Source organism: Streptomyces sp. NPDC041191, from assembly GCF_055591945.1.
Genome location: NZ_JBVIZC010000003.1, coordinates 286,376 through 308,930, shown reverse-complemented (window position 1 = coordinate 308,930; position 22,555 = coordinate 286,376). Strand labels below are relative to the sequence as shown.

General features: G+C 75.3%; 19 protein-coding genes. 5 read left to right on the top strand and 14 right to left on the bottom strand.

Annotated elements, in window-relative coordinates:
* Positions 1 to 13 precede the first annotated feature (13 nt).
* From ACZ6AQ_RS07490 to ACZ6AQ_RS07480, 3 genes are all read right to left on the bottom strand, one after another.
* The gene (locus ACZ6AQ_RS07490; protein WP_468758220.1) at positions 14 to 1,168 is read right to left on the bottom strand and encodes an AAA family ATPase; all 1,155 of its coding nucleotides are present in this window, start codon (positions 1,166 to 1,168) and stop codon (positions 14 to 16) included.
* Between the two features lie 385 nt (positions 1,169 to 1,553).
* The gene (locus ACZ6AQ_RS07485) at positions 1,554 to 1,988 is read right to left on the bottom strand and encodes a cell division protein SepF (RefSeq protein ID WP_468758219.1); all 435 of its coding nucleotides are present in this window, start codon (positions 1,986 to 1,988) and stop codon (positions 1,554 to 1,556) included.
* A gap of 138 nt (positions 1,989 to 2,126) precedes the next feature.
* Positions 2,127 to 3,353, bottom strand: coding sequence for an aminotransferase-like domain-containing protein (locus ACZ6AQ_RS07480; RefSeq protein WP_468758217.1), 1,227 nt, complete (start codon positions 3,351 to 3,353; stop codon positions 2,127 to 2,129).
* 127 nt (positions 3,354 to 3,480) lie between these two features.
* Between ACZ6AQ_RS07480 and ACZ6AQ_RS07475 the strand changes: the two genes are divergently transcribed.
* Together ACZ6AQ_RS07475 and ACZ6AQ_RS07470 are read left to right on the top strand one after the other, a co-directional pair.
* Complete coding sequence (locus ACZ6AQ_RS07475) at positions 3,481 to 4,728, top strand: SLC13 family permease (RefSeq protein WP_468758215.1); 1,248 nt, start codon at positions 3,481 to 3,483, stop codon at positions 4,726 to 4,728.
* 123 nt (positions 4,729 to 4,851) lie between these two features.
* Positions 4,852 to 5,307 (top strand): tellurite resistance TerB family protein, encoded by a 456-nt coding sequence (locus ACZ6AQ_RS07470; RefSeq protein WP_388694047.1) that lies wholly within the window; start codon positions 4,852 to 4,854, stop codon positions 5,305 to 5,307.
* 36 nt (positions 5,308 to 5,343) lie between these two features.
* Here ACZ6AQ_RS07470 and ACZ6AQ_RS07465 read toward each other — a convergent pair whose 3' ends face one another.
* The gene (locus ACZ6AQ_RS07465; protein WP_468758213.1) at positions 5,344 to 6,276 is read right to left on the bottom strand and encodes a M56 family metallopeptidase; all 933 of its coding nucleotides are present in this window, start codon (positions 6,274 to 6,276) and stop codon (positions 5,344 to 5,346) included.
* A gap of 5 nt (positions 6,277 to 6,281) precedes the next feature.
* Positions 6,282 to 6,686: a BlaI/MecI/CopY family transcriptional regulator gene (locus ACZ6AQ_RS07460; RefSeq protein ID WP_388694051.1), complete on the bottom strand. Its 405-nt coding sequence runs from the start codon at positions 6,684 to 6,686 to the stop codon at positions 6,282 to 6,284.
* 292 nt (positions 6,687 to 6,978) lie between these two features.
* Here ACZ6AQ_RS07460 and ACZ6AQ_RS07455 point away from each other — a divergent pair, with 292 nt between their 5' ends.
* Together ACZ6AQ_RS07455 and ACZ6AQ_RS07450 are read left to right on the top strand one after the other, a co-directional pair.
* Positions 6,979 to 7,473, top strand: a complete 495-nt coding sequence (locus tag ACZ6AQ_RS07455) for a hypothetical protein (protein ID WP_388694054.1) — start codon at positions 6,979 to 6,981, stop codon at positions 7,471 to 7,473.
* Between the two features lie 61 nt (positions 7,474 to 7,534).
* The gene (locus tag ACZ6AQ_RS07450) at positions 7,535 to 9,013 is read left to right on the top strand and encodes a flotillin family protein (protein WP_468758211.1); all 1,479 of its coding nucleotides are present in this window, start codon (positions 7,535 to 7,537) and stop codon (positions 9,011 to 9,013) included.
* Positions 9,014 to 9,180: 167 nt separating this feature from the next.
* Here the strand turns inward: ACZ6AQ_RS07450 and ACZ6AQ_RS07445 are convergent, their stop codons facing one another.
* The 3 genes from ACZ6AQ_RS07445 to ACZ6AQ_RS07435 form a co-directional block, all read right to left on the bottom strand.
* Positions 9,181 to 10,479, bottom strand: a complete 1,299-nt coding sequence (locus ACZ6AQ_RS07445; RefSeq protein WP_468758209.1) for a cation:proton antiporter — start codon at positions 10,477 to 10,479, stop codon at positions 9,181 to 9,183.
* A 7-nt stretch (positions 10,480 to 10,486) separates the two neighbouring features.
* The gene (locus ACZ6AQ_RS07440) at positions 10,487 to 10,957 is read right to left on the bottom strand and encodes a cation:proton antiporter regulatory subunit (RefSeq protein ID WP_388694061.1); all 471 of its coding nucleotides are present in this window, start codon (positions 10,955 to 10,957) and stop codon (positions 10,487 to 10,489) included.
* A gap of 377 nt (positions 10,958 to 11,334) precedes the next feature.
* The gene (locus ACZ6AQ_RS07435) at positions 11,335 to 12,705 is read right to left on the bottom strand and encodes a preATP grasp domain-containing protein (protein ID WP_468758207.1); all 1,371 of its coding nucleotides are present in this window, start codon (positions 12,703 to 12,705) and stop codon (positions 11,335 to 11,337) included.
* Positions 12,706 to 13,091: 386 nt separating this feature from the next.
* Here ACZ6AQ_RS07435 and ACZ6AQ_RS07430 point away from each other — a divergent pair, with 386 nt between their 5' ends.
* Entirely contained in the window at positions 13,092 to 13,775 is a 684-nt protein-coding gene (locus tag ACZ6AQ_RS07430; protein ID WP_468758206.1) for a phosphodiesterase, read from the top strand.
* Between the two features lie 70 nt (positions 13,776 to 13,845).
* On the opposite strand, the gene ACZ6AQ_RS07425 is transcribed toward ACZ6AQ_RS07430, so the two are convergent.
* From ACZ6AQ_RS07425 to ACZ6AQ_RS07400, 6 genes are all read right to left on the bottom strand, one after another.
* Complete coding sequence (locus ACZ6AQ_RS07425; protein ID WP_468758204.1) at positions 13,846 to 15,519, bottom strand: PP2C family protein-serine/threonine phosphatase; 1,674 nt, start codon at positions 15,517 to 15,519, stop codon at positions 13,846 to 13,848.
* A gap of 184 nt (positions 15,520 to 15,703) precedes the next feature.
* Positions 15,704 to 17,755 (bottom strand): aKG-HExxH-type peptide beta-hydroxylase, encoded by a 2,052-nt coding sequence (locus tag ACZ6AQ_RS07420; RefSeq protein WP_468758202.1) that lies wholly within the window; start codon positions 17,753 to 17,755, stop codon positions 15,704 to 15,706.
* Positions 17,752 to 18,972 carry a tetratricopeptide repeat protein gene (locus ACZ6AQ_RS07415; RefSeq protein WP_468758201.1) on the bottom strand — a complete coding sequence of 407 codons (1,221 nt, stop codon included), beginning with the start codon at positions 18,970 to 18,972 and terminating at the stop codon, positions 17,752 to 17,754. The genes ACZ6AQ_RS07420 and ACZ6AQ_RS07415 overlap by 4 nt, the downstream gene beginning before the upstream one ends.
* Positions 18,969 to 19,733, bottom strand: a complete 765-nt coding sequence (locus tag ACZ6AQ_RS07410) for a hypothetical protein (RefSeq protein ID WP_468758200.1) — start codon at positions 19,731 to 19,733, stop codon at positions 18,969 to 18,971. The genes ACZ6AQ_RS07415 and ACZ6AQ_RS07410 overlap by 4 nt, the downstream gene beginning before the upstream one ends.
* Complete coding sequence (locus tag ACZ6AQ_RS07405) at positions 19,715 to 20,683, bottom strand: multinuclear nonheme iron-dependent oxidase (protein WP_468758198.1); 969 nt, start codon at positions 20,681 to 20,683, stop codon at positions 19,715 to 19,717. The genes ACZ6AQ_RS07410 and ACZ6AQ_RS07405 overlap by 19 nt, the downstream gene beginning before the upstream one ends.
* On the bottom strand, positions 20,670 to 22,532 hold the full coding sequence (locus ACZ6AQ_RS07400; RefSeq protein WP_468758197.1) for a B12-binding domain-containing radical SAM protein: 1,863 nt from the start codon (positions 22,530 to 22,532) through the stop codon (positions 20,670 to 20,672). The genes ACZ6AQ_RS07405 and ACZ6AQ_RS07400 overlap by 14 nt, the downstream gene beginning before the upstream one ends.
* Positions 22,533 to 22,555: the final 23 nt, after the last annotated feature.

Sequence of the window (22,555 nt, the reverse complement as noted above, 5' to 3'; positions counted from 1 at the left end):
ATCTCGCCGTCCGTCACGCGCTCAGGTCTACCACCGTCACCCCGGGCGTCCGGCGCGCCTCCTCCACCGCCCGGTCGCCGACCGCGCCCGCCACCCGGACGTGTCCGTCGCCGGCGATGTCCACGGCGAGGCGGAGCAGTTCGCCCACCTGCCTCCTGTCGAGTCCCCGGTCGAGGCCGTCGGTGAGCAGGGTCAGGCTCTGCATGGCGTCGGGCACCTCCGCGATCCGGTCCGTCTCCAGGACGCCGGGGCCCGTGACCAGGGCGAGGGCCAGTCCCAGGTACCGCAGTTCGCCGTCGCCGAGGCGTCCGAGCGGGGTCGCGGGCCGCCCGCCCCGTTCGAGGACCGCCCGGACGGTGCCCTCCCGGAGCTCCCGCACGCCGAGTCCGGTGACGGTTCCCGTGCAGCCCGCTCCCGCCACGGCGGCGAGCCGGTGGCGGCGCCGGGGGCAGTCCGCGCGGGTGCGGTGCAGGACCTCGGCGAGGTTGCCGCAGTCGCGCCGCAACCGTCCCTCCCCGGGCGGCACGGGCGCCCGCATCCGCTCGGGCCTGGGGTCGCAGGGGAAGGCGGACCGCAGGCCGACGACCACCTGTTCGGCGGCGGCCAGGACCTCCAGCTGTCCGGCGGTCTTGCCCGCGACCCGCAACGGCAGCAGGGCCGTGCCGAGGAGGTCGTCGGGGAACGGGGCCCGGGTCACGGGGGTGGTGCCCGCCGTGTGCCACTCGGCCTGGACGGCGTTGCGGCCGGGGTCGCGGAGCGCGGTGGAGAGCAGGGTGCGGCCCCCGGCCGTGAGCCGTTCGCCGACGACGCGGAGCCGGGGTTCGGCCTGGACGGCGAGGTCCAGGCGGACGGGGCCCCGCGGCCCGTCGACGGTGCATCCGATGCGGAAGCCTCGCCTGCCCTGGGCGTCGGGCCGGGCGCGTTCGGGAACGTGGTCGGCGGCGTCGGGGAACACCTCGTCGAGCGGGTCGCCCGCACCGAGCCGGGCCAGCGCCTCGTACGCCCTCAGGGTGGTGGACTTGCCGCTGCCGCTGGGTCCGGCGAAGAGGGTCACGGGACCGAGCGCGTGCGTGACGGAGCGGTGGCCGGCGAACGCCGAGAGCCGGAGTTCGGTGACGGCGGGCCGGGCGGGCCGGGCCTCCGGCACGTCCCGGTCCCGCGGCGCCACCGGGCCCCGCGCCCGGGGGACGGGAACGCGGGGCCCCGGCGGGGCCGCGGCGGGGGTACGGGCCTCCGGGACGCGCGGGCCGGCGGAGACGGGGCCCGGGAGGGGAACGGTCCCGGAAGGGGTGGCGACGGAAGGAGCGACGGCGTCCGTGGAGGGAGCGGCGTCGAGGGAGGGAAGACCCCCGGAGGGGAGGGCCGTGTCCGGGGACCGGAGGTCCCCCGTGCGGGCGTCCGGCGTACGGGCACCCGGGGTGCGGGCATCCGGCGTACGAGCGTCCGACGTGCGGGTTTCTGGCGTGCGGGCGGGCGCGGGGCCGCCGGTGAGATCCATGCCCGGACCGTATGCGGCCCGTTCTCCGACGAACCGTTACACCGGCGCGATCTTCCTACGAACGGGGGACGCCCGCGGTCCGGCCGCCCAGGACGTCCTCCTCGTCCTCGCCCTCCTCCGCGCCCTCGACCTCCGTACCGGCCGGGGCGAGCAGGAAGACGTTCCGGTCGACGCGGTGCATCCCGCTGCCGAGCCCGAAGACGACGCCGCTGCTGAAGTCGAGGACGCGCTTGGCGACCTCGGTGTCGGCGCCGGTCAGATCGAGGAGCACCGGGATCTGGGCGATGAGGTACTCGGCGACCTCACGGGCGTCGGCGAAGACCTGCACGCGGAGCACGACCATGCGGCGCTGCTCGGCGGAATCGTACTGCTCGGGGACCGTGCGGTGGTCGACCCTGGACGGCCATTCGTCACGGCCGCGCAGGGGCACGACCTGGGCGAGGCCCTCCCACTGCTCGTCGGTGACGTCGTACCTCTCGTACCTACTCATGGACCCATCCTCCCGCTCCTCACCCGTTCGGCCCAACAACGACACGGCGGGATGACGAGGCGGCGGGTCAGAGGTGCCCGAGGTCACCCGGACGGACCATTCCGCCCCGGTGCTCCCGGTCCCGGCCCGGGGTCCGCGTCAGGCGAGGCTCTTGGCGAGTCTGCGGAGGCCCTCGCCGATCTCGTCGGCCGAGTGCGTCGTGAACGACAGCCGCATCGCGCCCGGGTCCGGCTCCCCGCAGAAGAACGGCGCTCCCGGCACGTACGCCACCCCGTGACCCACGGCGGTCCTCAGGAGCGCCGTGGCGTCGTACCCGGCGGGCAGGGTCGCCCAGACGAACATGCCGCCCTCCGGCCTGTTCCACCGGCTGCCCGCGGGCAGCGCGGCCGGCAGGCCGTCGAGCAGCGCGTCCCGGCGTTCGCGGTAGGCCGCCCGCACCACCGCGACGTGCGCGTCGAGGTCGCTGTCGCGCAGGTAACGGGCGGCGGCGGCCTGGTCGACGGTCGACGTGTGCAGGTCGGCGGCCTGTTTGGCGATGACGCAGGCACGGCGCAGCCCGGCGGGGGCGCGGAGGTGGCCGAGGCGGAGACCCGGGGCCATCACCTTGGAGAAGGAGCCGAGCAGGACGGTGCGGTCGGCCGCGGCGGGGTCGGCGGCGATCCAGGGGACGCGTTCGCCGTCGTACCGCAGTTCGCCGTACGGGTCGTCCTCGACGATCCAGAAACCGTGGCGGGCCGCGGCCTCGGCGACGGCGGCGCGGCGGCCGGCGGGCAGGGTGCGGCCCGTGGGGTTCTGGAAGGTGGGGACGAGGTAGAGGAGGGCCGGCTTCTCGCGGGCCGCGATCTCTTCGAGGGCGGCCGGGACGACGCCCCGGTCGTCGGTGGGGACGGGGACGACCCGGGCGCCGGCGAAGCCGAAGGTCTGGAGGGCGGCGAGGTAGCAGGGGTCCTCGACCAGGACCACGGAACCCGGTTCCACGAGGGCGGTGGTGAGGAGGGTGAGGGCCTGCTGCGAACCGGTGGTGACGAGCAGGTCGTCGGCGTCCGTGGGCAGGCCGCGCGCGGTGAGCCGGGCGGCGACGGCGGCGCGCAGCTCCGGGTCGCCCTCGGTGGTCGAGTACTGGAGCGCGTGCCGGGGTTTCTCCGTCAGGACCCGGTCGTACGCGGCCCGGATCCCCTCGGCGTCGAACAGTTCGGGGGCGGGCAGACCGCCGGCGAAGGAGATCACCTCGGGCCGCGCCGTGAGCGCCAGGATCTCCCGTACCGGCGACGGGCCGACGCCGGCCAGCCGGGAGGCGGTGGCCGGCGGGGGCACGGACGGGACGGGGGAGGCGGCGTTCGCGGGCCTGGGCGCGGCAGAGGGCATGGCGCCAGCATAGGGAGATCCGAAGTGCTGTCCAGATCGGCCGTCCCGCCTTCGCGCGGGGCCGGGACGGCGCGTACCGGGCACCCCCGGCCGGGCCCCGTCCCCGGCGACCCGGATGATCGGAACCATGCTCGTCCCCTCCGTGTCCGTGCTCGCCCTGGCCGTGGTGCTCGTCTGCGCCGTCGTCCGTCCCTTCCGGCTGCCCGAGGCGGTCTTCGCGCTGCCCGCCGCCGGGGTCGTCCTCGCCGTGGGGGCGGTCACGCCGGAGGCCGCCCGCGAGGAGGCCGAACGCCTCGGTCCGGTGATCGGCTTCCTCGCGGCCGTCCTCGTCCTCGCCCGGCTCTGCGACGACGAGGGCCTCTTCCACGCCTGCGGGGCGTGGATGGCCCGCAGGGCCCGTCACCGTCCCCGGCGGCTGCTCGGCGCCGTCTTCGCCCTCGCCTCGCTGATCACCGCCGTGCTGAGCCTGGACGCGACGGTCGTCCTGCTGACTCCGGTGGTCTTCGCGACGGCGACCCGGATGGGGGCCCGGCCCGCGCCGCACTCCTACGCGAGCGCCCACCTGTCCAACACGGCCTCGCTGCTGCTGCCCGTCTCGAACCTGACCAACCTGCTGGCCCTGGCCGCCACCGGCCTGGGCTTCACCCGGTTCGCGCTCCTGATGCTGCTCCCCTGGCTCGCCGCCATCGCGGTCGAGTACGCGGTCTTCCGCCGCTTCTTCGCCCGCGACCTCGACGCCCCGGCCACCCCCGCCGGGCCGCCGGAGCCCGCCGGGACGCCGCTCTTCGCCCTGGTCACCGTGGCCGCCACTCTCGCCGGGTTCGCCGTCGCCTCGGCCACCGGCACGGACCCGGCGTGGGCCGCGGCGGCGGGCGCCGCCGTCCTGGCCGTACGGGCCCTGGCCCGCCGCCGCACCACCCCGCGCGCGCTCGTCCGTGCGGCCTCGCTGCCCTTCCTCGCGTTCGTCCTCGCCCTCGGCGTCGTCGTCCGCGCGGTGGTCGACAACGGCCTCGGTGCCGTCCTCGCCCACCTCCTCCCCGGGGGCACCTCCCTCCCGGCCCTGCTCGGCACCGCCGCGCTCGCCGCCGTCCTCGCCAACCTGATCAACAACCTGCCCGCGACCCTCGCGCTCGTCCCGCCCGCCGCCGCCTCCGGGCCGGGCGCGGTGCTCGCCGTCCTGATCGGCGTGAACATCGGGCCCAACCTCACGTACGCGGGTTCGCTCGCCACCCTCCTCTGGCGCCGCATCGCCCACGACCACGGACGCCCGGCGGTCCTCGGGGAGTTCACGCGGCTCGGGCTGCTCACCGTGCCGGCCGCCCTCGCCGCCGCGACGACGGCCCTGTGGGTCTCGCTCCGGCTCCTGGGCGGGTGACCGCCGGACGGTTTCCCCCCGGCCCCGGAGGACGGCGGGGCCGGTCGGCGGGGCCCGGGAACCTCCGGTGACGCTGCTACGTTCTACATATCCGTAGAAGTCAGTTCGACGTCTGGAGTGCTCATGGCCCTGTGGGACCGCATCAAGGAATCCGCATCGACGATGCAGACCCAGCTGGTGGCGAAGAAGAACGACCTGAAGAGCGGCGCGTTCCGGGACGCGAGCATGGCCATGTGCGCGCTGGTCGCCGCCGCCGACGGCACGATCGACCCCGCCGAGCGCCGCCGGGTCGCCCAGCTCATCGCCACCAACGAGGTGCTGCAGAACTTCGACGCGCTCGACCTCCAGCGCCGCTTCGACGACAACCTGAACAAGCTCACCGCCGACTTCGACTTCGGCAAGGTCAGCGTCCTCCAGGAGATCGCCAAGGCGAAGAAGAAGCCGGCGGAGGCCCGCGCCGTCGTCCAGATCGGCATCGTCATCGGCGGCGCCGACGGCGACTTCGACAAGACGGAGCAGGCCGTGGTGCGCGAGGCGTGCTTCACCCTCGACCTGCCGCCGCACGAGTTCGACCTGTAGTCCCCGTGAGCGGGGCCGCCGGTGCCCGGGGCCCCGCTACACCGACGTGGTGGCCGCGCGCAGCACCAGGTACAGCGTGACGGCCGAGTTGGCCGAGGAGAGCGCCGAGACCGTCGTGCCGAAGGCGGCGCCCCAGGCGGCCAGACCCGCGGCCGAGCGGACCGGCGGCCAGGCCCGCCCCGCCGGGGCCGGGCGCATCAGGGCCGCGACCCGCCGGGGCACCGGCCCCACCGCCGCCAGGGCGGGCAGGGTGGCCGCGGGGGCGCGCGGGGCGAGGAGCGCGGCCCGGCCGATCGCCCGCGCCACGGTCCGGCGGCTGCCGACCTCGGCCGCCGCCTCCTCGTCCGCCCAGCGCTCGGCGGTGTAGGCGACGGCGGTGCGCAGCGGGCGCAGGAACGGATTGGCCCGCGCCGCCAGGTGGACCGTCAGCAGATGGCGGTGGTGACGCCCGTTCAGGTGGGCCCGCTCGTGGGCGAAGAGCGCCCGCCGCTCGGCGGACCCGAGCCCGGCGAGCATGCCGGTGCTGACCACGATCCGCCCGCGCCCGCCGGGCAGCGCGTACGCGTACGGGGTGGGGTCCGGCAGCACCGCGACGGACGTCGACGGCAGCCCCACGAGCGCGCCCGCCGCCCGGCGGCGCACCCGCAGCTGCCGCCGGGCGGCGACGGTGCAGGAGACCAGCACGGCGAGCAGCGCGGGGATGGCCGCCCGGCCCGCGATCTCGTCGTACGGGACGGCCGCGCGCACGTCCGGGTCCGACCAGCCGTCGGGGAGCGGGTTGCCGGGCAACTGCGCGGTGCCCACGATCATCAGGAGGCCGAGGCAGAGCGTGCTGCACACGGCGAAGACCCCGGCGACGGCGGCGAGCAGGCGCGTCGCGGTGCGCGGGTGGAGCCGCTGTTCGGCGAGGCGGGCGACCGGCCACGCGGTCAGCGGGAGGACCAGGGGGAGGAAGACGAAGACGCCCATGGCGGTCAGCCTTCCTCCTCCCCGGCCTCCGGGGAGAGGAGTTCACGGAGAAGTCGTTCGTCGTTCGGCGAGAGCGCGGTGACGAAGCTGGCCAGGACCGCCTGCCGGTCCGTCTCGGCGTCGAGCACCCTGCGCATCCGCAGGGCGGCGAGCCCCGCCTCGTCCGCGACCGCCGTCCACCGGAAGGAGCGGCCCGCGCGCTCGCGTTCGACGGCGCCCTTCGCGCACAGGCGGGTCAGGATGGTGATCACGGTGGTGTAGGCGAGGCCACCGCCGAGCCGCTCCCGCACCCATGCCACGGGCACCGGTTCGGACGCCTCGCGGAGCGCGGCGAGCACCTGGGCCTCCAGCTCGCCCTGCCCGCGCCTGCGGGCCGGGGGCTCCGCCCCGTCCTCGCTCCGGTCCACCATGCCGCCGTCCTCCTTCTCCGCCGTGCCCCACCGGTCCCGACCGCCGGGGGCTGACCATCGTACTGAGGGCGGGAGGCCGGGCACCGCGAAGAACGTCCTCGGGGGGGCGGCCCCCATGTCCTCCGGGCGTCCGCCGTGAGACAATCGAATCCTTTCACGACGCGGGGGAACGGTTTCCACGGTCCGGCACGAGGACGCGGGCGCACGGGCGCCGGGGTCGCGCGGGCGCCACGGCCGCGCGGGGCGCGAACCGGTTCGCGAGCCGGTTCGCGGGCCGAGGGGGGTACGGCACATGACGTGGTTTCTCGGATTCGGGATCGCCGGACTGGTCGTCCTGGCCTTCTCGCTGGTCTTCGACGGCGTCCTGGAGGGCGTCGGCATCGGCGTGGACGGGTTCCTCTCCCTCCCGGTGATCGCCGGGTTCGTCTCGGCCCTCGGGTTCACGGGGGCGATCGCCACGGGCGCCGCCGGCGCGGGCCCCCTCGCCGCGACCCTCGCCGGTGTCGTCGCGGGCACCCTGACGGGCTGGCTGACCTGGAGGTTCAGCCGGGCCCTGCTCCGGGACGGCGGCGCGCCCGCGCCCCGGGGCGAGGACCTGGCGGGCACGTCGGGCACGGTCGTCACGGCGATCCCCGTCACGGGGTACGGCGAGGTCATGCTGTACCTGGGCGGACAGCCGGTGAAGTACGCGGCGAAGGCCGCCGTGCCGGTGACGCGGGGCACCGAGGTGTGGGTGGAGTCCGTCCTCTCGCCGACGTCGGTCTCGGTCCGCCCCGTCGAGCGCTGACCCGCCGCCCGCCCTTTCCCTCCGACCCACTTCATCCGGCAACAAGCAAGGGGGATTCCGCATGAGTCCTGTACTGACAGCGGTCCTGGGGATCGTCGTCCTGATCGTCCTGCTCGGTCTCGTCGTCGTCACGCGGTACAAGGTGGCCGGTCCCAGCGAGGCGTTCATCATCACGGGCCGGCGCGGCAAGCAGGCCACCGACCCCGCCACCGGGCGCGTCTTCACCGACAACAGCGGCCAGAAGGTCGTGGTCGGCGGCGGCGTGTTCGTCGTCCCGTTCGTGCAGCAGAAGTTCACCCTCGACCTCTCCAGCCGCCACATCCCGGTCGCCGTGCGCGGCGCGGTCACCCTGCGCGGGGTGAAGGCCAACCTGGAGGGCGTGGCGATCGTCAAGGTCGGCGGCACCGAGGACTCCATCCGGGCCGCCGCACAGCGGTTCCTGATGCAGCAGAACGGCATCGTCGGCTTCACGCAGGAGGTGCTGTCCGGCGCGCTGCGCTCCATCGTGGGCCGCATGTCGGTGGAGGACATCATCCGCGACCGTGCCGCGTTCGCCGGCCAGGTCGCCGAGGAGGCCGAGGCCAGCCTGTCCGGGCAGGGCCTGGTCCTGGACGCCTTCCAGATCCAGGACATCACCACCGAGGGCTCCTACCTGGAGGACCTGGGCCGCCCGGAGGCCGCCCGCGCCAAGCAGGAGGCGGACATCGCGGAGGCCGTCGCCCGCCGCGCCGCCGAACAGGCCCGGCTCAAGGCGGAGGAGGAGATCGCGATCGCGCAGCGGACCCTCTACCTGAAGCAGGCCGAGATCAAGGCCCAGACCGACGAGGCCGCCGCCCAGGCCAACGCCGCCGGTCCGCTCGCCGAGGCCGCCCGCCAGCAGGACATCCTCGGCGAGCAGGAGAAGGTCGCCGAACGGCAGGCGGCGCTGACCGACCGTCAGCTCGACACCCAGGTCCGCAAGCCCGCCGACGCCGCCCGCTACCAGGCCGAGCAGGAGGCCGAGGCCCGCCGGATCGCCCTGGTCAAGCAGGCCGAGGCCGACGCCCAGCGCTCCCGCCTCACCGGTGAGGGCGAGAAGGCGCACCGCGCGGCGCTCGCCGACGCCGTGCGCATCGAGGGCGAGGCCGAGGCCGCCGCCATCGCCGCCCGGGGCGCCGCCGAGGCCGAGGCGATGCGCAAGAAGGCCGACGCCTTCGCCCAGTACGGCGACGCGGCCGTCCTGCAGATGCTCGTGGAGGTCCTGCCGCAGGTCGTCGCCAAGGCGTCCGAACCGCTGTCGGCCATCGACAGGATGACCGTCATCTCCACCGACGGGGCGAGCCAGTTGTCCCGCACCGTCACCGACAACGTCGCCCAGGGCATGGAACTCCTCTCCGCCACCACCGGGGTCGACCTCGCCTCCCTCCTGCAGGGCGTCACCCGCAAGCAGGACGCGGCGCGCAAGACCCCGGAGGCGCGGGAGTCCCGGGACGCCCAGGACGCGCACGGCTCTCCCGCCGCGCACGGTCCGCAGGGCGAAAGCGTCGAGATAACCGGCTGAACCGGCCGGGTCGGCGAGCGGGCCGCATCGCTCGGACCGACCGGACCGGACCGGACCGGCCGGACCGGACCGGCCGGGGAACGGAACGCCGGAAGGGGGCGCGTCCGTCGGACGCGCCCCCTTCCGGCGTCTCCTCCCCCGCCCGCGGAGGGAGGCGCGGGCCCGGGTCAGACGCGGCCGGCCGCGTCGCGCCCCTCCACCACGTCCGCGCCGTCGCCGTCCGCCCCCACGGGTCCGGCGGTGTTCCCGGTCGCGGGCTCCGCGCCCGGAAGCACGGTCCCGTCCCCCGCCGCCGGGGGTGTCGGCGCACCCCGGCGGCGGGTGGCGTACGCGGCGACCGGTTCGGTGAAGCGGGCGGTGAGCGGCCCGATCACGACGAGGACCAGGACGTAGGCGGTGGCGAAGGGCCCCAGCTCCGGCTGCACCCCGGCGCTGACGGCCAGTCCGGCGATGACGATGGAGAACTCGCCGCGCGCGACCAGCGTGCCGCCCGCCCGCCAGCGGCCCTTGACCCCGATCCCGGCCCGGCGCGCGGCCCAGTACCCGGTGGCGATCTTGGTCAATGCGGTGACGACCGCCAGGGCGAGCGCCGGGAGGATCACCGGCGGGATGCTGGAGGGGTCGGTGTGCAGGCCGAAGAAGACGAAGAAGACCGCGGCGAACAGGTCCCGCAGCGGGCTCAGCAGGATGTGGGCGCCCTCCGCGACCTCGCCGGAGAGGGCGATGCCGACGAGGAACGCGCCCACGGCGGCGGAGACCTGGAGCTGCTGGGCGACACCGGCGACCAGCAGGGTCAGGCCGAGGACGACGAGGAGCAGCTTCTCCGGGTCGTCGCTGGAGACGAAACGGGAGATCAGCCGCCCGTACCGGAGGGCGACGAAGAGCACGAGCCCGGCCACGCCCAGCGCGATCGCGAGCGTCGCGCTGCCGGCGGCGAAGCCGACGCCGGCGAGCAGGGCCGTGATGATCGGCAGGTAGACGGCCATCGCCAGGTCTTCGAGGACCAGGATGCTGAGGATCACCGGCGTCTCGCGGTTGCCCAGGCGTCCGAGGTCGCCGAGGACCTTGGCGATGACTCCGGACGAGGAGACCCAGGTGACGCCCGCCAGGACGACGGCGGCCACGGGCCCCCAGCCGAGCAGCAGCGCGGCGGCCGCGCCGGGCAGGGCGTTGAGGGCGAAGTCGACGAGTCCGGCCGGGTACTGGGTCTTGAGGTTGGAGACGAGGTCGCTCGCGGTGTACTCGAGGCCGAGCATCAGGAGCAGGAGGATGACCCCGATCTCGGCGCCGATGGCGACGAACTCCTCGCTCGCGCCGAACGGCAGGAGGCCGCCCTTGCCGAAGGCGAGCCCCGCGAGGAGGTAGAGCGGGATCGGGGAGAAGCTGAACCGGCCCGCGAGCCGGCCGAGCAGACCGAGGCCGAGGATGATGGCGCCGAACTCGATCAGGAAAACAGCGGAGTGCACGCGTCCCTCACTCCCGGCCGAGAATCGCGGCGGCGGCGTCGACGCCCTCACGGGTGCCGATCACGATGAGCGTGTCGCCGCCCGCGAGCCGGAAGTCCGGCGTCGGGGACGGGATCGCTCCGGAGCGGCGCAGTACGGCGACGACGGAGGCGCCCGCCTCGGTGCGCATCCGCGTGTCGCCGAGGACCCGGCCGTTCCAGTACGAGTGGCCCGACAGTTCGATCCGCTCGGCGACGAGCCCCAGATCGGTGGTGTGCAGGACGTTGGGGCTGTGGTGCGCCGGCATCAGCGCGTCGATCAGGGAGGCCGTCTCCCCCTCGGTGAGGTGGAGGGACTGGGCGCACGCGTCGGGGTCGTCGGCCCGGTAGACGTTCACCGTCCGGGTCCCGTCGCGGTGCGCGATGACCGAGAGCTGGCGGTGCTCGCGCGTGGTGAAGTCGTACTGGACTCCGATGCCGGGCAGGGGTGTCGTTCTCATTCGCGGAGCAGGCACAGGCCCGTCGCCTCCTGTCGTCGTGGCCGTTCACGGCCGGTCGGGGCCGGTTCGGGCCCGTGCGTGGGAAGGAATGGCCACAGGGGGAACGGCGCCACCCCGCACCCCGTGGCCCCGTCATGGTGCCATCCGCGCGGAGACCCGGGACAGGGGCGTCGATACAAAAGGTTGGAAACCCGGCAAAACGATCCCTCCGCAGGTCAGAGGGCGTCCGCGCAGGAATGGCGAGGGGCCGGGCGGGCCGCCGGGGCGGGGTCCGCGGCGGATCGCGGACCTCCTCGCCGCCGGTCCCGGGGCCGCCGTGCCCCACCGTGCCCGCCGCCCGGAAAGCCGGGTGCGCGCGGCCGTCCCGGCCCCGCCCGCTACGCGGTCCGCGCGGGACTCGTCGCGCCACGGGATCCGCGGCTCCAGGAGGACCGCAGCAGCCCCTCGTACCGCGCCACGGCGGCGGGGTCCTCGGCGATCACGGCATAACGCCAGGTCAGGCCGTCCGGTGGGGGTCCGGCATACAGGACGACCCCCTCGCCGCGCGCGGGGTCGTAGGCGAGCCGTCCGGCGCGCAGCCGTTCCACCGCCTCGCCGAAGGAGTACGGGGCCGGGGCGCGCAGCTTGCCGGTCCCCCAGGCCGGGTCGCCGGAACCGGCCCTCGCGGCGAGGCGGGCCACCATGGCCCGGGGGGTGGTCGTGGCGGTGCGCCGGACGTTGCTCTCCCCCGCGAGGACCTCGCCGTCCGCCGAGACCATCGCGTCGAGGCCGAATGGACCCGCGTACCCGCGTTCCGCCAGGAAGCCGCCCAGTGCGCGGCCCCACGCCTCCAGCACCGGGCCCGTGTGCGCCACCGGGGCGGGCAGGGGGGAGAGGTAGCCCGTGAAGGAGCCGTCCACGGTCCGCATCTCGCCGCTGAACAGCGCTCTCGTCCCACCGGGCCCCGTCTCCAACTGGATGCTCACCGACCGCGCCACGTCGATCCGTTCCTCCACGACCCACAGCCCCTCCGCCCCGCCCACCGGGGGCAGGTCGTCCGCGCTCCACGGGTCCGGCGCCGGGAGGAAGAACAGGCCGTGGCCCCCGGCCGACCGGTCGGGCTTGACCACGACCCGTCCGTGCGAGGCGAGCAGGTCCCGGACGGCGTCCGCCACTCCCGCGCGGCGGCGGACGCGGCCGTCCGGCAGCCGCATGCCCAGCGCGCGGGCCGCGTCCCGGAAGCCGGCCTTCGTGTTGAGCAGCCGGGTCACCCCCAGCGCGGCCCCGGCCGCTTCCACGGAGGGGTACGGGGCCACGGAGGTTTCCAGGGCGTCCGCCAGGGCGATCGCCGCCGGGTCCAGCGCGGTGGGGAGGACGGCGGCCGCGGGACGGCCGGCACGGGTCGCGCGCACCGCCTCGACGGCCGCGCGGTCCGGGGCAGTCCCGTCCGCGGACAGGAACCCCCCGGGCAGGACGAGCACCGTCACCGATGCCCGGGGAACACCGGTCAGGCCGCAGACGTACTCCAGGAACGGCTCCCCGACCGGCACCGGGGAGACCAGGACGTCACCCGGACGCAGCAGCCACGCCTCCCGGGGCGCCTGCTCCGCCCAGCTCCGGAGGGCGTCCCGCTCGTCCAGGTCCACGGCGAGGTCGGAGACGAGGTTGGCGTAGTGGACCAGGGGGCCGGCGGGCGCGGGACCGCCGTCCGGTCCGGCGGCGCTCCCCGGCGGCGTCTCCCCCGGGGGTGTCGGCCGGTCGGTCGTCATGCGGCACCTGGCCTTCGGTGGGGGCGGTCGGTTTCCTCCTCCCCTCTGCCCACGCGGAGGCTCCCCCACGCGTACGGCCGCGGGGCGGGGCGCGCTCCGGTCTGCCGCCGCCCGGCCCTCGGTCCCCCACGCGTACGGCCGCGGGGCGGGGGCGGGGGGCGAATCGATCCGCGCGGTCCGGGGTAGGCGGCGGGCATGAGCACGGAGCACCGCACAGCGACCCACGGCCCGGCGGCCCGGGACACAGCGGTCCACGGCACCCCGGCGCGCACCGCACCCGTCCACGGCGCCCCGGGCCCGGCGCTCCCGACCGCCGCCGGGCGCCGGAGCGCCGTACCGCGCGTCCCCGGCCGCCGCGCGCGCCCCCGACGGCACGGGGCTTCCCGGTGAACGCCCCCGGCCGCCTCGACCGCGCCGCCTTCCGCGCGGCGCGGGCCGTCGCCCGCCGCCGGGGCGCGCGGCCGGCCCTCCACCCCCGGGGGGTGATGCTCGCCGGGAGCCTCGTCGTGCCCGACCACCGGTTCCACTGGGGCGTGCCGTGGCTGGACGAGCCGGGGTCCTACCGGGTGACGGCGCGGTGGTCCCGGGGCGCCGGGCTGCCGAGTCCGCTGCCCGACGGGCTCGGGCTCGCGCTGCGGGTGGAGGACGCGGGCGGGCCGGGCCGCCCCCTGGAGCTGCTCCTCACCAGCAGCGGCAGCGGCCGGCTGGCCCGGCACCTGCCGGTCCCGCGCACGTCGGTGACCTCGGGCCCGTACAGCACGCTCCTGTCCTACGTCGTCGGCGGGGGGCTGGGCGTGGTGGCCGCGTTCCCGCTGCCGGGGCCCGCCGGGAAGCCCGGACGCCGCGCCGCCGTGGGTTCGCGTCCCCTCGCGTTCCGGCTCGGGTTCGGTACGGACGCCGGGTGGTGGCCCCTGGCCCGGCTCTTCCTCCTCCACGAGGAGACCGCCCCGGGCCCGTACGCGTTCGACCCGTACGAGAACTTCCTGCCCGGTTTCCGCCCCGTCGACCGGCTCCGCTCCCTGCGCGTCGCCGCGTACGCGGGATCGAGGGCCGGGCGGTGCGCCGGCTGAGGGGCGGGGTTCCCGGAGCGGCCGCCACGCTCCCGGGAGCGGCCCGTAGCGCTCCCGGGAGGGCCGGATCTCAGACGCAGATGTGCAGGACGCAGATGTCGTCGCGGCGGGTGGCCGGGACGAGGGCGTCCAGGACCCCCTCCAGGGGGCGCTCGCCGTCGCAGCGCTCGGCCACCGCGCGGGCCAGCTGGTCGAGCCCCTCGTCGAGGAGTTCCCCGGGGGTCTCGACCAGGCCGTCGGTGAAGAACAGCAGGTGGTCGCCGGGCAGCAGCCGGATGGTGGACGCCTCGTAGCGCGGGGCGGTCGTGGCGCCCAGGAGGATGCCCCGGGGCGAGGGGAGGTACCGGGTCTGCCCCCGGCGCAGGAGCAGGGGCGGCAGGTGCCCGGCCCGCACCCAGGTGAGGATTCCCTCTTCGGGCTCGTAGCGGGCCATGATCATCGTGGCCGTGCTGAAGGCGCGGTCCGCGCTGTGCCACAGGAGGGTGTTGAGCCGGGCGAGGATGGTGGAGAGCGGGGTCCCCGTGATGGCCATGCCCTTGGCCGTGAAGCGCAGCTGGGCCATCGTCGCCACGGCGTCGAGTCCGTGGCCCGCGACGTCGCCGACGACGAGCAGGGCGCTGCCGTCGGGCAGTTCGATGGCGCTGTACCAGTCGCCCCCGACGTTGAGTCCCTGCTGGAGGGGCCGGTAGGCGACGTCGACGGTGAGTCCGGCCAGGCGCAGCGACTGCTGGGGAAGGGGCAGCAGGGCGTGCTGGAGCCGGGCGGCCAGGGCGCGTTCGGCCGCCAGCATCTCCTGCTGGGCCAGGGCGGTCCGCTCGCGTTCCACCAGCTCTTCCTTGGCCCGCTCCACGGCGGTGAGGTCCTGGAAGAAGCCGTGGACCTCGACCGGCGAACCGTGGGCGTCCGCCTCGGCCTCCGCGACGATCCGGAGGTGCCGCATCTCCCCGTCGGGCGTGGTGACGCGGAAGGTGTGGTCGACGGGCAGTCCCGCGCCGAGGAGGCGCCGCACCGTGGCGCCCAGGGCGGGCAGGTCCTCGTCCGGGACGTGCCGGGGCAGCTCCTCCAGGGGCATCGGGCCGAGGGAGGGGTCGCGGGCGAAGATGTCGTAGACCTGTTCCGACCAGACGATGGTGTTCCGGACGAGGTCCCAGTGCGCCCAGCCCATGTTCCCCAGGCGCTGCATGACCTCCAGGCGGCGCCGTTCGCGCTCCCCGCCGTCGAGGCGCACCCAGGAGACGAGCAGTCCTCCCTGGCAGGGCGCCGCGCGGACGGCGAACCGGGAGAGGCGGGGGATGCCGGCGAGGACCTCCTGGTACTCGAACGGCTCCCCCTCGTAGCGGACGCCGTCCTCCAGCGCTTCGAGGTACCCGTCCCACAGGGAGGTGCCGCACACCGTCGGGTAGGTCTCCAGGACGCTGAGGCCCACCAGCTCCGCCCCGGTGCGGCCCCCGACGTCCAGCGCCTCGGGCGAGGCCGCGGCGATCCGGAAGTCCTCGACCCCGCCGTCCTCGCCGTACAGCGGCAGGAGGTAGATCGCCGAGCCCGGAAGGCCGTCGAGCAGTTCCTGGACCGCGGGCGCCGACAGGGCGGGGACGGGGGCCGGGCCGGACGTCCGCCGACGGGCCACGTAGCGGTCCGAGGAGAAGACGGAGCCGTCGCCGGCCGTGGTGGAGAGCGCGGTCAGTCCCCCGGAGCCGCGGTCTCCCGGCTCAGGCATGTCCGGCTCGACGCGGCTACCCTTCATGGGACGAGCATGCCACGAATGGCCCTCCCGGCCCACGGACGGTCTCGGCGCGGGAACGGCCGGAGGCCGGTGCCGCGGTGCGCGGGCGCGGCGGCGCGGGCCCTCACCGAGCACCCCGGCACCCGGTGACGGCCGGGGCGGGCCGCCGGGGGCCGGGTCGTACCGCCCGGCCCCGCCCCGCGCGTCAGGACAGCCGGTCCAGGATCCCCTCCACCTCCGCGAGGATCGCCGCGCCCACCGGCTCCGGCCGCGCCCGTTCGCGCAGCAGGGCCCAGGCGGCGCGCACGATCCCGGTGCGCCGTGCGAGGTAGCCGCGGATGTCGGTGGTGGGCACCTCGGGGACGCCCTTGTCGATCAGCAGGGCGGTCAGGTGGATCTCCCGGGCGAAGGAGTAGCAGCCGTGGAAGACGGCGGTCAGCGGCCGGTCGGCGTCGACGACGGGGCTGATGGCGCGGTCGTCGGGGTTGACGCACAGCGGCATCAGGTCGATGAGGGTGCTCATCCGGTTGTGCCCCGTCTCGTGGACCAGGGTCTGTGCCGCCATCAGGGCCGGACGGGGGCTGCTGACGATCTGGCCGCGGAAGGCGTGGATGCTGTAGTTGTGCGGCCTCAGCCCGGCCCACGGCATCGGCAGCAGGCGCTCGACGCACGCCCGGGTCTCGTCCCACGCCTCGGGCCACACCGCGCGCAGCAGCTCCGCGGCCTCGGTGAACTCGTCCCGGAAGCGCGCCACGTCGGCCGGTTCCGCCGAGGGCAGCACCTCGGTCGGCGGCAGGTGCCGGTCCAGCCACCGCGAGGGACCGGGCACGATCCACGGGCCGTCGAGGACGCGGTCCAGCACCCTCGTGTCCGGCCCGTCCTCGAAGAGGGGGACGGTGGTGGCGCCGTCACGGGCGAGGACGGTGCCGTCCGCCGCGACGCTCAGCCACCAGGTGCCGGCCGCCGACCGCGCGCCGACCGCACGGCCGAGGCGGGGCACGGCCAGGCCCCCGTCGCGGTCGGCGGGGAGGCGGATCTCCGGGACGGGCACCGTGCCCCCGGACGCCGCCAGTTCGGGCAGCAGGAAGAAGGCGAGCCAGTGGGCGAGCGGGTCCTCCTGCCGGGCGACGGGCAGGTCACCCGGCTCCTGCTTGGCCACGGCGATCCACGACGTGACGTCGGGACCGGTGAGCAGGCGCTCCAGGGCGGTGGCGGGGGTGGCGGTGAGGGTCGTCACCACCGCCCGGTACAGCTCGCGTTCCGCCTCCCCGGTGGTCCGGGCGAACCGGTGGAGCACCAGTTTCAGCAGGTCGCGCAGGTTCTTCCGGGCGAGCAGCGCGTTGAGCGGGGCGACCGCGTCCGGGGTTCCGCCCGGCAGGACGAAGCCGTCCGCCGGAGGGGCGGGTGCCGCGGCGACGAACGCCTTCACCGCCGCCATGTCGATGTCGAGCCTGTCGACCGGTCCTCGCGTCGTCCGCGTCGCCACTTCGCCTTCCGCCTTTCTCCTGGTCCGTTCCAGCGCGCCGCCGCGGGCGAGGCCCGTGACGGCCTCGGCGAGCCGGGCCCTTCTCTCCCCGCCGGTTCCGGGTCCGACCGGCAGGGGCCGCTGCCAGGTCTCCTCGTGCCGCAGTTCGGCGCCGAGGGTGCGGTGGAGGGCCTGCCAGACGGTCCTGGCGTTCACCACCAGGCTGACGCTGAGGCTGTCGCCGTCCGAGACGCCCCAGTGCCGCCACAGCAGCGGGATGTACAGCACGTCCCCCGGGTGGAGGGTGAACTCCCGCGCGTCCCCGGTCATCGGGGCACCGCCGACGCCGGGTTCGCCGAGCATGCGCAGCCGCCGCTGCTCGGCGTCCAGCGTGGTGGGCGGGGCCAGCCGCCAGCGCTTGCCGCCTTCGAGCTGGACGGTGAAGTTGTCGCTGTTGTCGATGTGCGAGCCGATCGAGGAGCCGCCCTCGGTGAGGAACACGTCGCACCACAGGTCGTCCCAGTCGAACTTCTCCCGGGCCGCCCCGCACAGTCCGGCCACGCCGGGCAGTCCCCCGCGCAGCGCTTCGAGGAACCAGATGGAGCGGCCGTCCGTCCGCACCCCGGTGGTGGCGTCGGCCAGGGCCCTGACCTCCTCGCGTCCCGGTGCCCGGGGGAGGAAGTCGCCCGCCGCGCCCCGCAGGACGACGGGTGCGCGCCGCCAGTGGGTGCCGAAGAACTCCTCGTCGAGGACGGCCAGCGGTTCCGGCCGTCGCGGTGGGGTGGGGTTCATGCTGCCGCTCCGTTCCCGATCAGCTGTTCGTGCGCGTCGATCCGCCGCGTCAGCCACGGCTGCCGCCCGATCCCCAGGCGGTCGCCGAGCCCGGCCGCGAGCCGGGCCGCGTCGGCGTGCAGCGGATAGTGCCGGGCGAAGTCGAGGAGGGCCCGGTGCGCCTCCTCGTACGCGCCGGTCCGCAGGGTGCACAGCGCCGCGAGGAACGCGGACTTCACCTCGATGGTGTCCGTGCGCTCCCCGGTGGCGCGGCGGAACCATTCCCCCGCCTCCGTGAAGGCCCGCTTCCCGTAGTGGGACAGGCCGATGCCGTACGCCAGCCAGGAGGAGCGGCAGCCCGCGCGGGCCGCCTCGTGCCAGCACCGGGCGGCCCGGTCGGCGTCGCCCGCGGTGTGCAGGTGCAGCAGGCCCAGCAGGGCGGTGCCGACCGGACCGAGCGGGGCCAGCTCGGACTCGTACCGCTCCGGCGGTACGGGGTCCGCCGCCCCGCGCAGGGCGGTGAAGGTGGCCTGCGGCAGGGGGAGGGCGTCGCGCTCGCGCTGCCGCAGTCCGCGCGCCAGTTCGCCGGCGAGCAGCGGGGCGAGGTCGCGCCGGGACTCGGGCAGGAAGCCGCTGCGCACCGAGTACGTCATGGAGTCGACGTTGCCGCGGAGGCCGTGCCGGTCCAGGAGGCCGAGGAGTTCGTCCGGCCGGTGGTCCTGTCCGGTGCGCACGTCGGCGAACCAGTCCAGGTCGAGGTCGACCCGGGCGGTCGGGTCCTGGGGCGTGGCGCCGAAGGTGTCCGGGGTGTGGATCGCCAGGTCGAGGCCGCAGACGCGGGTGTACAGCGCGCCGCGGCCGTCGAATCGGGTGGTGTCGAGCACGTCGGGCTCCGCGGCGATCACGCTGATCGCGGCGAGCAGTCTGCGCCGGGCGGCCGGCGAGTCCGCCTCCCGCGTGGCCCGGACCCAGGTCAGTCCGGACACCAGGCCGAGGGTGGCTCCGGCGGCGTAGAAGTCGTCCAGCCCGTAGCTGCCCTCCACCTCCCTGATGGGCAGCTTGCGGTTCTCGTCCTCGACGGTCCGGTCGCCGCCGGGGCGGGTCAGCCGGGCGGCCGCCGCGCGGGTGAGCGGCTTGAGGTCGAGGTGCCGGTCGAAGCAGACGACCGACTCGGCGCGGTAGCCCAGCCGCGTCCAGCTCGCGACGACTTCGCCGTGTTCCTCGTGCAGCGCGATCACGGGATCAGTCCCTTCCTCCGGAGCGCCTCGCGGGCACGGTCGACGGCCGCGGCGCGTTCACCGGCGGTCCAGGCGCGCAGCCAGCCCGGCCGGGGCTCGGCGCTCCACAGCAGGGCGGCGACCAGGGGGGCGCTCAGTCCGCCCGCGAAGTACCGGCCGCCCCGGGCGACGAAGACGGCCGGGGTCCCGGGCTCGCGGCCGGCGTCGCGCAGTGGCCGGGTGCCGTCGGTCCAGGCGACCCAGGCGTCCTCTCCGGTGCGGCGCAGGTGCGGGTGGCGGATCAGGTAGCCCGGTTCGGGGTGCCGGGCCAGCGTCTTGACCAGGGCGGCCAGCAGTTCCCGTTCGACCAGGAGCGCGGTGGGCACGTCGTCCCCGGCCCGGTCGAGCAGGAACTCCCCGAACGCCTCGGTCACCGAACGGCCCCGGCACAGCCCGAGCATGTCGACGTCGTGGCAGTGGGGTCCGCGCAGGAACTCCGCCACCGCGCGCTGTCCCGCGTTGTGCCGGTCGGGGTACAGCGCGCGCAGGCTGCCCGCGAAGTGCTCGCGCAGGGGCACTCCGCCGATGGCGCCCTGGGAGATGCCCTGGGTGAGTTCGTGCGCGACCCTGGCGAGCTGTTCGGTGTCCACCGCGCGCAGGGCGGCCGGGGCGTCCGGGTCCACGGCGGCGACACCGTCCGTCCCGCCGGTGCGGCGGGGGCCCGGATAGGTGAGGCGGTGCTTGAACGCGCGGTTGAGTTCGGTCAGTTCGCCGCCTGCCACCGGCCCACCGCCTTCCGGAGGCGTTCGAGGTTGGGCAGGCTCCTGGGCACCAGCCGGCCGTCCCTGTCGTAGTTGGGGTCCTCGTAGGTGACCGCCTCCAGCCGGGGGCACAGCTCCATGAGCCGTTCCGCGAGGACCAGCTGTTCGTCCAGCAGGACTCCGTGGTGGAGGTCGAGGAAGCGGTCGCGGCTGAACGCCGAGCCGGACAGGTGGAGTTCGGTGCACTGGTCCAGCGGCAGCCGGTCCAGGTCGGCGTAGAGTCCGGCGCCCCGTTCGCCCCGCCACCACCGCCAGCTGATCAGGTGTCCGACGTCCAGGGTGACGTCGACGCCGCTGCGTTCGGCGACCCGGCGGAAGAAGTCGTAGGCGTCCATGTCGCCCACCACCACGGTGACGCCGTCGGTGAAGCCCGGGAACTCCACCCGCAGCACCGGGTCGAGTTCCCGCATCGCCTCGCGGATGGCGCCGGCCACGGGGGCGACGTTCTCCTCCACCAGGTAGGGCGGCAGCGGGTAGGGCATGGGGATGCCGCCCAGGGACCACATGCCGAGGTCCTCGACGACCCACTGCCAGTCGAAGTGCCGGTGCGTCTCGTTGGTGAACTCGTAGACGCGGGCGCGGTCGTAGGGTTCCGCGGCGCCCAGGTTGAGCATGGTCTGGTGCAGGGCGACCGGGGTGCCGGCGGGGAGCGCGGCCATCAGGCGCCGGTAGGGCTCCAGGTAGTGCGCGGCGAGCAGCGGCACCGGTCCGCGGGGCTGGAAGGCGAAGGCGTAGTAGGCGTAGTCGGTGCCGTGGCGGGCGAGGAAGTTGCGGACGCGTTCGTTGGGGCCCGGGTCGTCGGGGTCGAAGCCGATCGGGGCGCCCCAGGGCAGGTCCATCCCGGCGCCCAGGCCCCGGCGCGCGGGGCGGCCCGCGCGGGCGGGGCGGGGCAGGGGTTCAGCTGTGGTCACCGACATCCGCCTCCTTCAGCAGGCCGAGCAGTGTGCGGCCGAGTTCGGTACGGGCCGTCAGGCGGCTCACGGCGCCGGACGCGCGGAGGGTGACGTGTCCGGGTCCGATGCCGTACCGCATGCGCCAGCGCAGGTCGATCAGGCGTCCCTCCAGCGGCACGATCCAGGGGTGCAGGACCAGTTCGTCCGTGGGCACGGCGCCGCCGGCCTTCTTCCACCGCGGGTGCTTCTCGTCGTTCTTGCCGGGGAGCACCGTGCGGACGGTCTCGCGGAGCCAGTCGGCCCGTTCCTCGCGGGTGGCGCCCTCGTAGGTGAGGGTCCTGCCGTGCCGTCCGGCCAGGTAGCTGAAGCCGTCGTTGGACTGGAGCGCGTCGTCGTCGGCCAGGGTGAGGCCGGTGCGGTGGCGGGGCTCGGAGACGAGCAGGGAGGTCGGTTCGGCGATCATCATCTGGGCGGCGTCGATGCCGAGCCGGGACGCGTTGCGCACGAGGAACTCCCGGCTCTCCCCGGCCTCCTCCGCCGTCTCGCCGGGCAGCCCGCCCATGACGCTGAGCCGCAGCACGATGCCCACCTCGTCGAGCACCTCGACGATCCGCTGGTACAGGTCGGCCCGCACGCCCTTGTCGACGAGGTCGAGCAGCCGCTGGGAGTTGGTCTCGTAGCCGACGCTCATCAGCCGGCAGCCCGCGTCGTACATGCGCCGGACGAAGGCCCGGTCGGCGAGCAGGGGCTCCAGCCGGTTGCGGGTCGACCAGGTGAAGGCGTGGCCGCGGGCACGCACCAGTTCGGCGGCGCCGAGGACGAGCCGCAGGTTGCAGTTCTCGTCGACGAACGCCACGAAGCGCGCGTCCGTGCCGCGCAGGCCGTGCTCCACGTGGTCGGCGAGCTGTTCCTGGGTGAGCTGCTGGTAGCGGCCGCGGGTGCGGTTGCCGTAGGAGCAGAACGTGCACCGGCCCCAGTAACAGCCCACGCAGGAGATGAGGGGGAGCTGGGGTGCGGGGCTGAGGTACGAGGAGAAGGGCAGGCCGTCGAAGTCGGGCGGCGGGTTGTCCGCGAGGTGGTGCTCCGGCGCGGGCGCGGTCACGCCCCGCGCGGTGATCAGGCCCGGCACGTCGTCGAGGGGCCGGCCCGCGTCGACGGCCCCGGCGAGCCCGCGCAGCACCGCTTCGCCCTGGGTGGTGACGAGGGCGTCGACGTGCCGGAACGTCTCGGGGCGGGCGGCCAGTTCCGCGCCGCGCATCATCAACTGCTGGCCGCCGAGGACGACGAGGGTCCCGGGGGCGTGCCGTTTCACCAGCCGCGCCACGCGGAAGGCGGGCGCGAGTTGGCTGAAGTACGCCACGGAGAGGCCGACGACGCGGGCCGGACGGTCGGTGAGCGCGGCGAGGGCCAGGGCGTCGTGGTGGTGGGCGGCGAGGTCCTCGGGCGGTGCCTCCCGCTCGGCGAGGCGGAGGACCTCGGGCAGGCTGGTCGCGGTCCGGGTCAGCGCGCTGTCCCGCAGCATGATGTCGAGGACGTTGTTGACCAGCCGGAATCCCACGTCCCAGGGCAGCGACGTGCTCTCCTTGCGGACGACGGTCCGGTGCAGCAGGTCGTGCCGCTGTTCCGCGAAGGACAGGAGGGTCCGGTCGAACTCGTCCAGTCCGTCCAGCCGCAGCCGTTCCCTCAGCGTTCCGGGTTCCAGCAGCCGGTGCGTCAGCGCGATGTTGAGGTCGCTCTGGGCCGCCGCGACCCCGTGCCGGCGCAGGTAGGAGACGAGCATGGGGAGGCTGAGATAGGGGAACAGGCGCGCCTCGGTCACCCCGGGGAAGACCAGGTGCACCGCTGCCTGAGGTGTCCGGTGGAGCACCGTTCCTCCTCGTCGGGCCGGCG

Excerpts from the sequence above, each read along its gene's own strand:
- ACZ6AQ_RS07485 (WP_468758219.1), bottom strand. The coding sequence starts at position 1,988 with ATGAGTAGGTACGAGAGGTACGACGTCACCGACGAGCAGTGGGAGGGC.
- ACZ6AQ_RS07480 (WP_468758217.1), bottom strand. The coding sequence starts at position 3,353 with ATGCCCTCTGCCGCGCCCAGGCCCGCGAACGCCGCCTCCCCCGTCCCG.
- ACZ6AQ_RS07475 (WP_468758215.1), top strand. The coding sequence starts at position 3,481 with ATGCTCGTCCCCTCCGTGTCCGTGCTCGCCCTGGCCGTGGTGCTCGTC.
- ACZ6AQ_RS07470 (WP_388694047.1), top strand. The coding sequence starts at position 4,852 with ATGGCCCTGTGGGACCGCATCAAGGAATCCGCATCGACGATGCAGACC.
- ACZ6AQ_RS07465 (WP_468758213.1), bottom strand. The coding sequence starts at position 6,276 with ATGGGCGTCTTCGTCTTCCTCCCCCTGGTCCTCCCGCTGACCGCGTGG.
- ACZ6AQ_RS07460 (WP_388694051.1), bottom strand. The coding sequence starts at position 6,686 with ATGGTGGACCGGAGCGAGGACGGGGCGGAGCCCCCGGCCCGCAGGCGC.
- ACZ6AQ_RS07455 (WP_388694054.1), top strand. The coding sequence starts at position 6,979 with ATGACGTGGTTTCTCGGATTCGGGATCGCCGGACTGGTCGTCCTGGCC.
- ACZ6AQ_RS07450 (WP_468758211.1), top strand. The coding sequence starts at position 7,535 with ATGAGTCCTGTACTGACAGCGGTCCTGGGGATCGTCGTCCTGATCGTC.
- ACZ6AQ_RS07440 (WP_388694061.1), bottom strand. The coding sequence starts at position 10,957 with ATGAGAACGACACCCCTGCCCGGCATCGGAGTCCAGTACGACTTCACC.
- ACZ6AQ_RS07435 (WP_468758207.1), bottom strand. The coding sequence starts at position 12,705 with ATGACGACCGACCGGCCGACACCCCCGGGGGAGACGCCGCCGGGGAGC.
- ACZ6AQ_RS07425 (WP_468758204.1), bottom strand. The coding sequence starts at position 15,519 with ATGAAGGGTAGCCGCGTCGAGCCGGACATGCCTGAGCCGGGAGACCGC.
- ACZ6AQ_RS07420 (WP_468758202.1), bottom strand. The coding sequence starts at position 17,755 with ATGAACCCCACCCCACCGCGACGGCCGGAACCGCTGGCCGTCCTCGAC.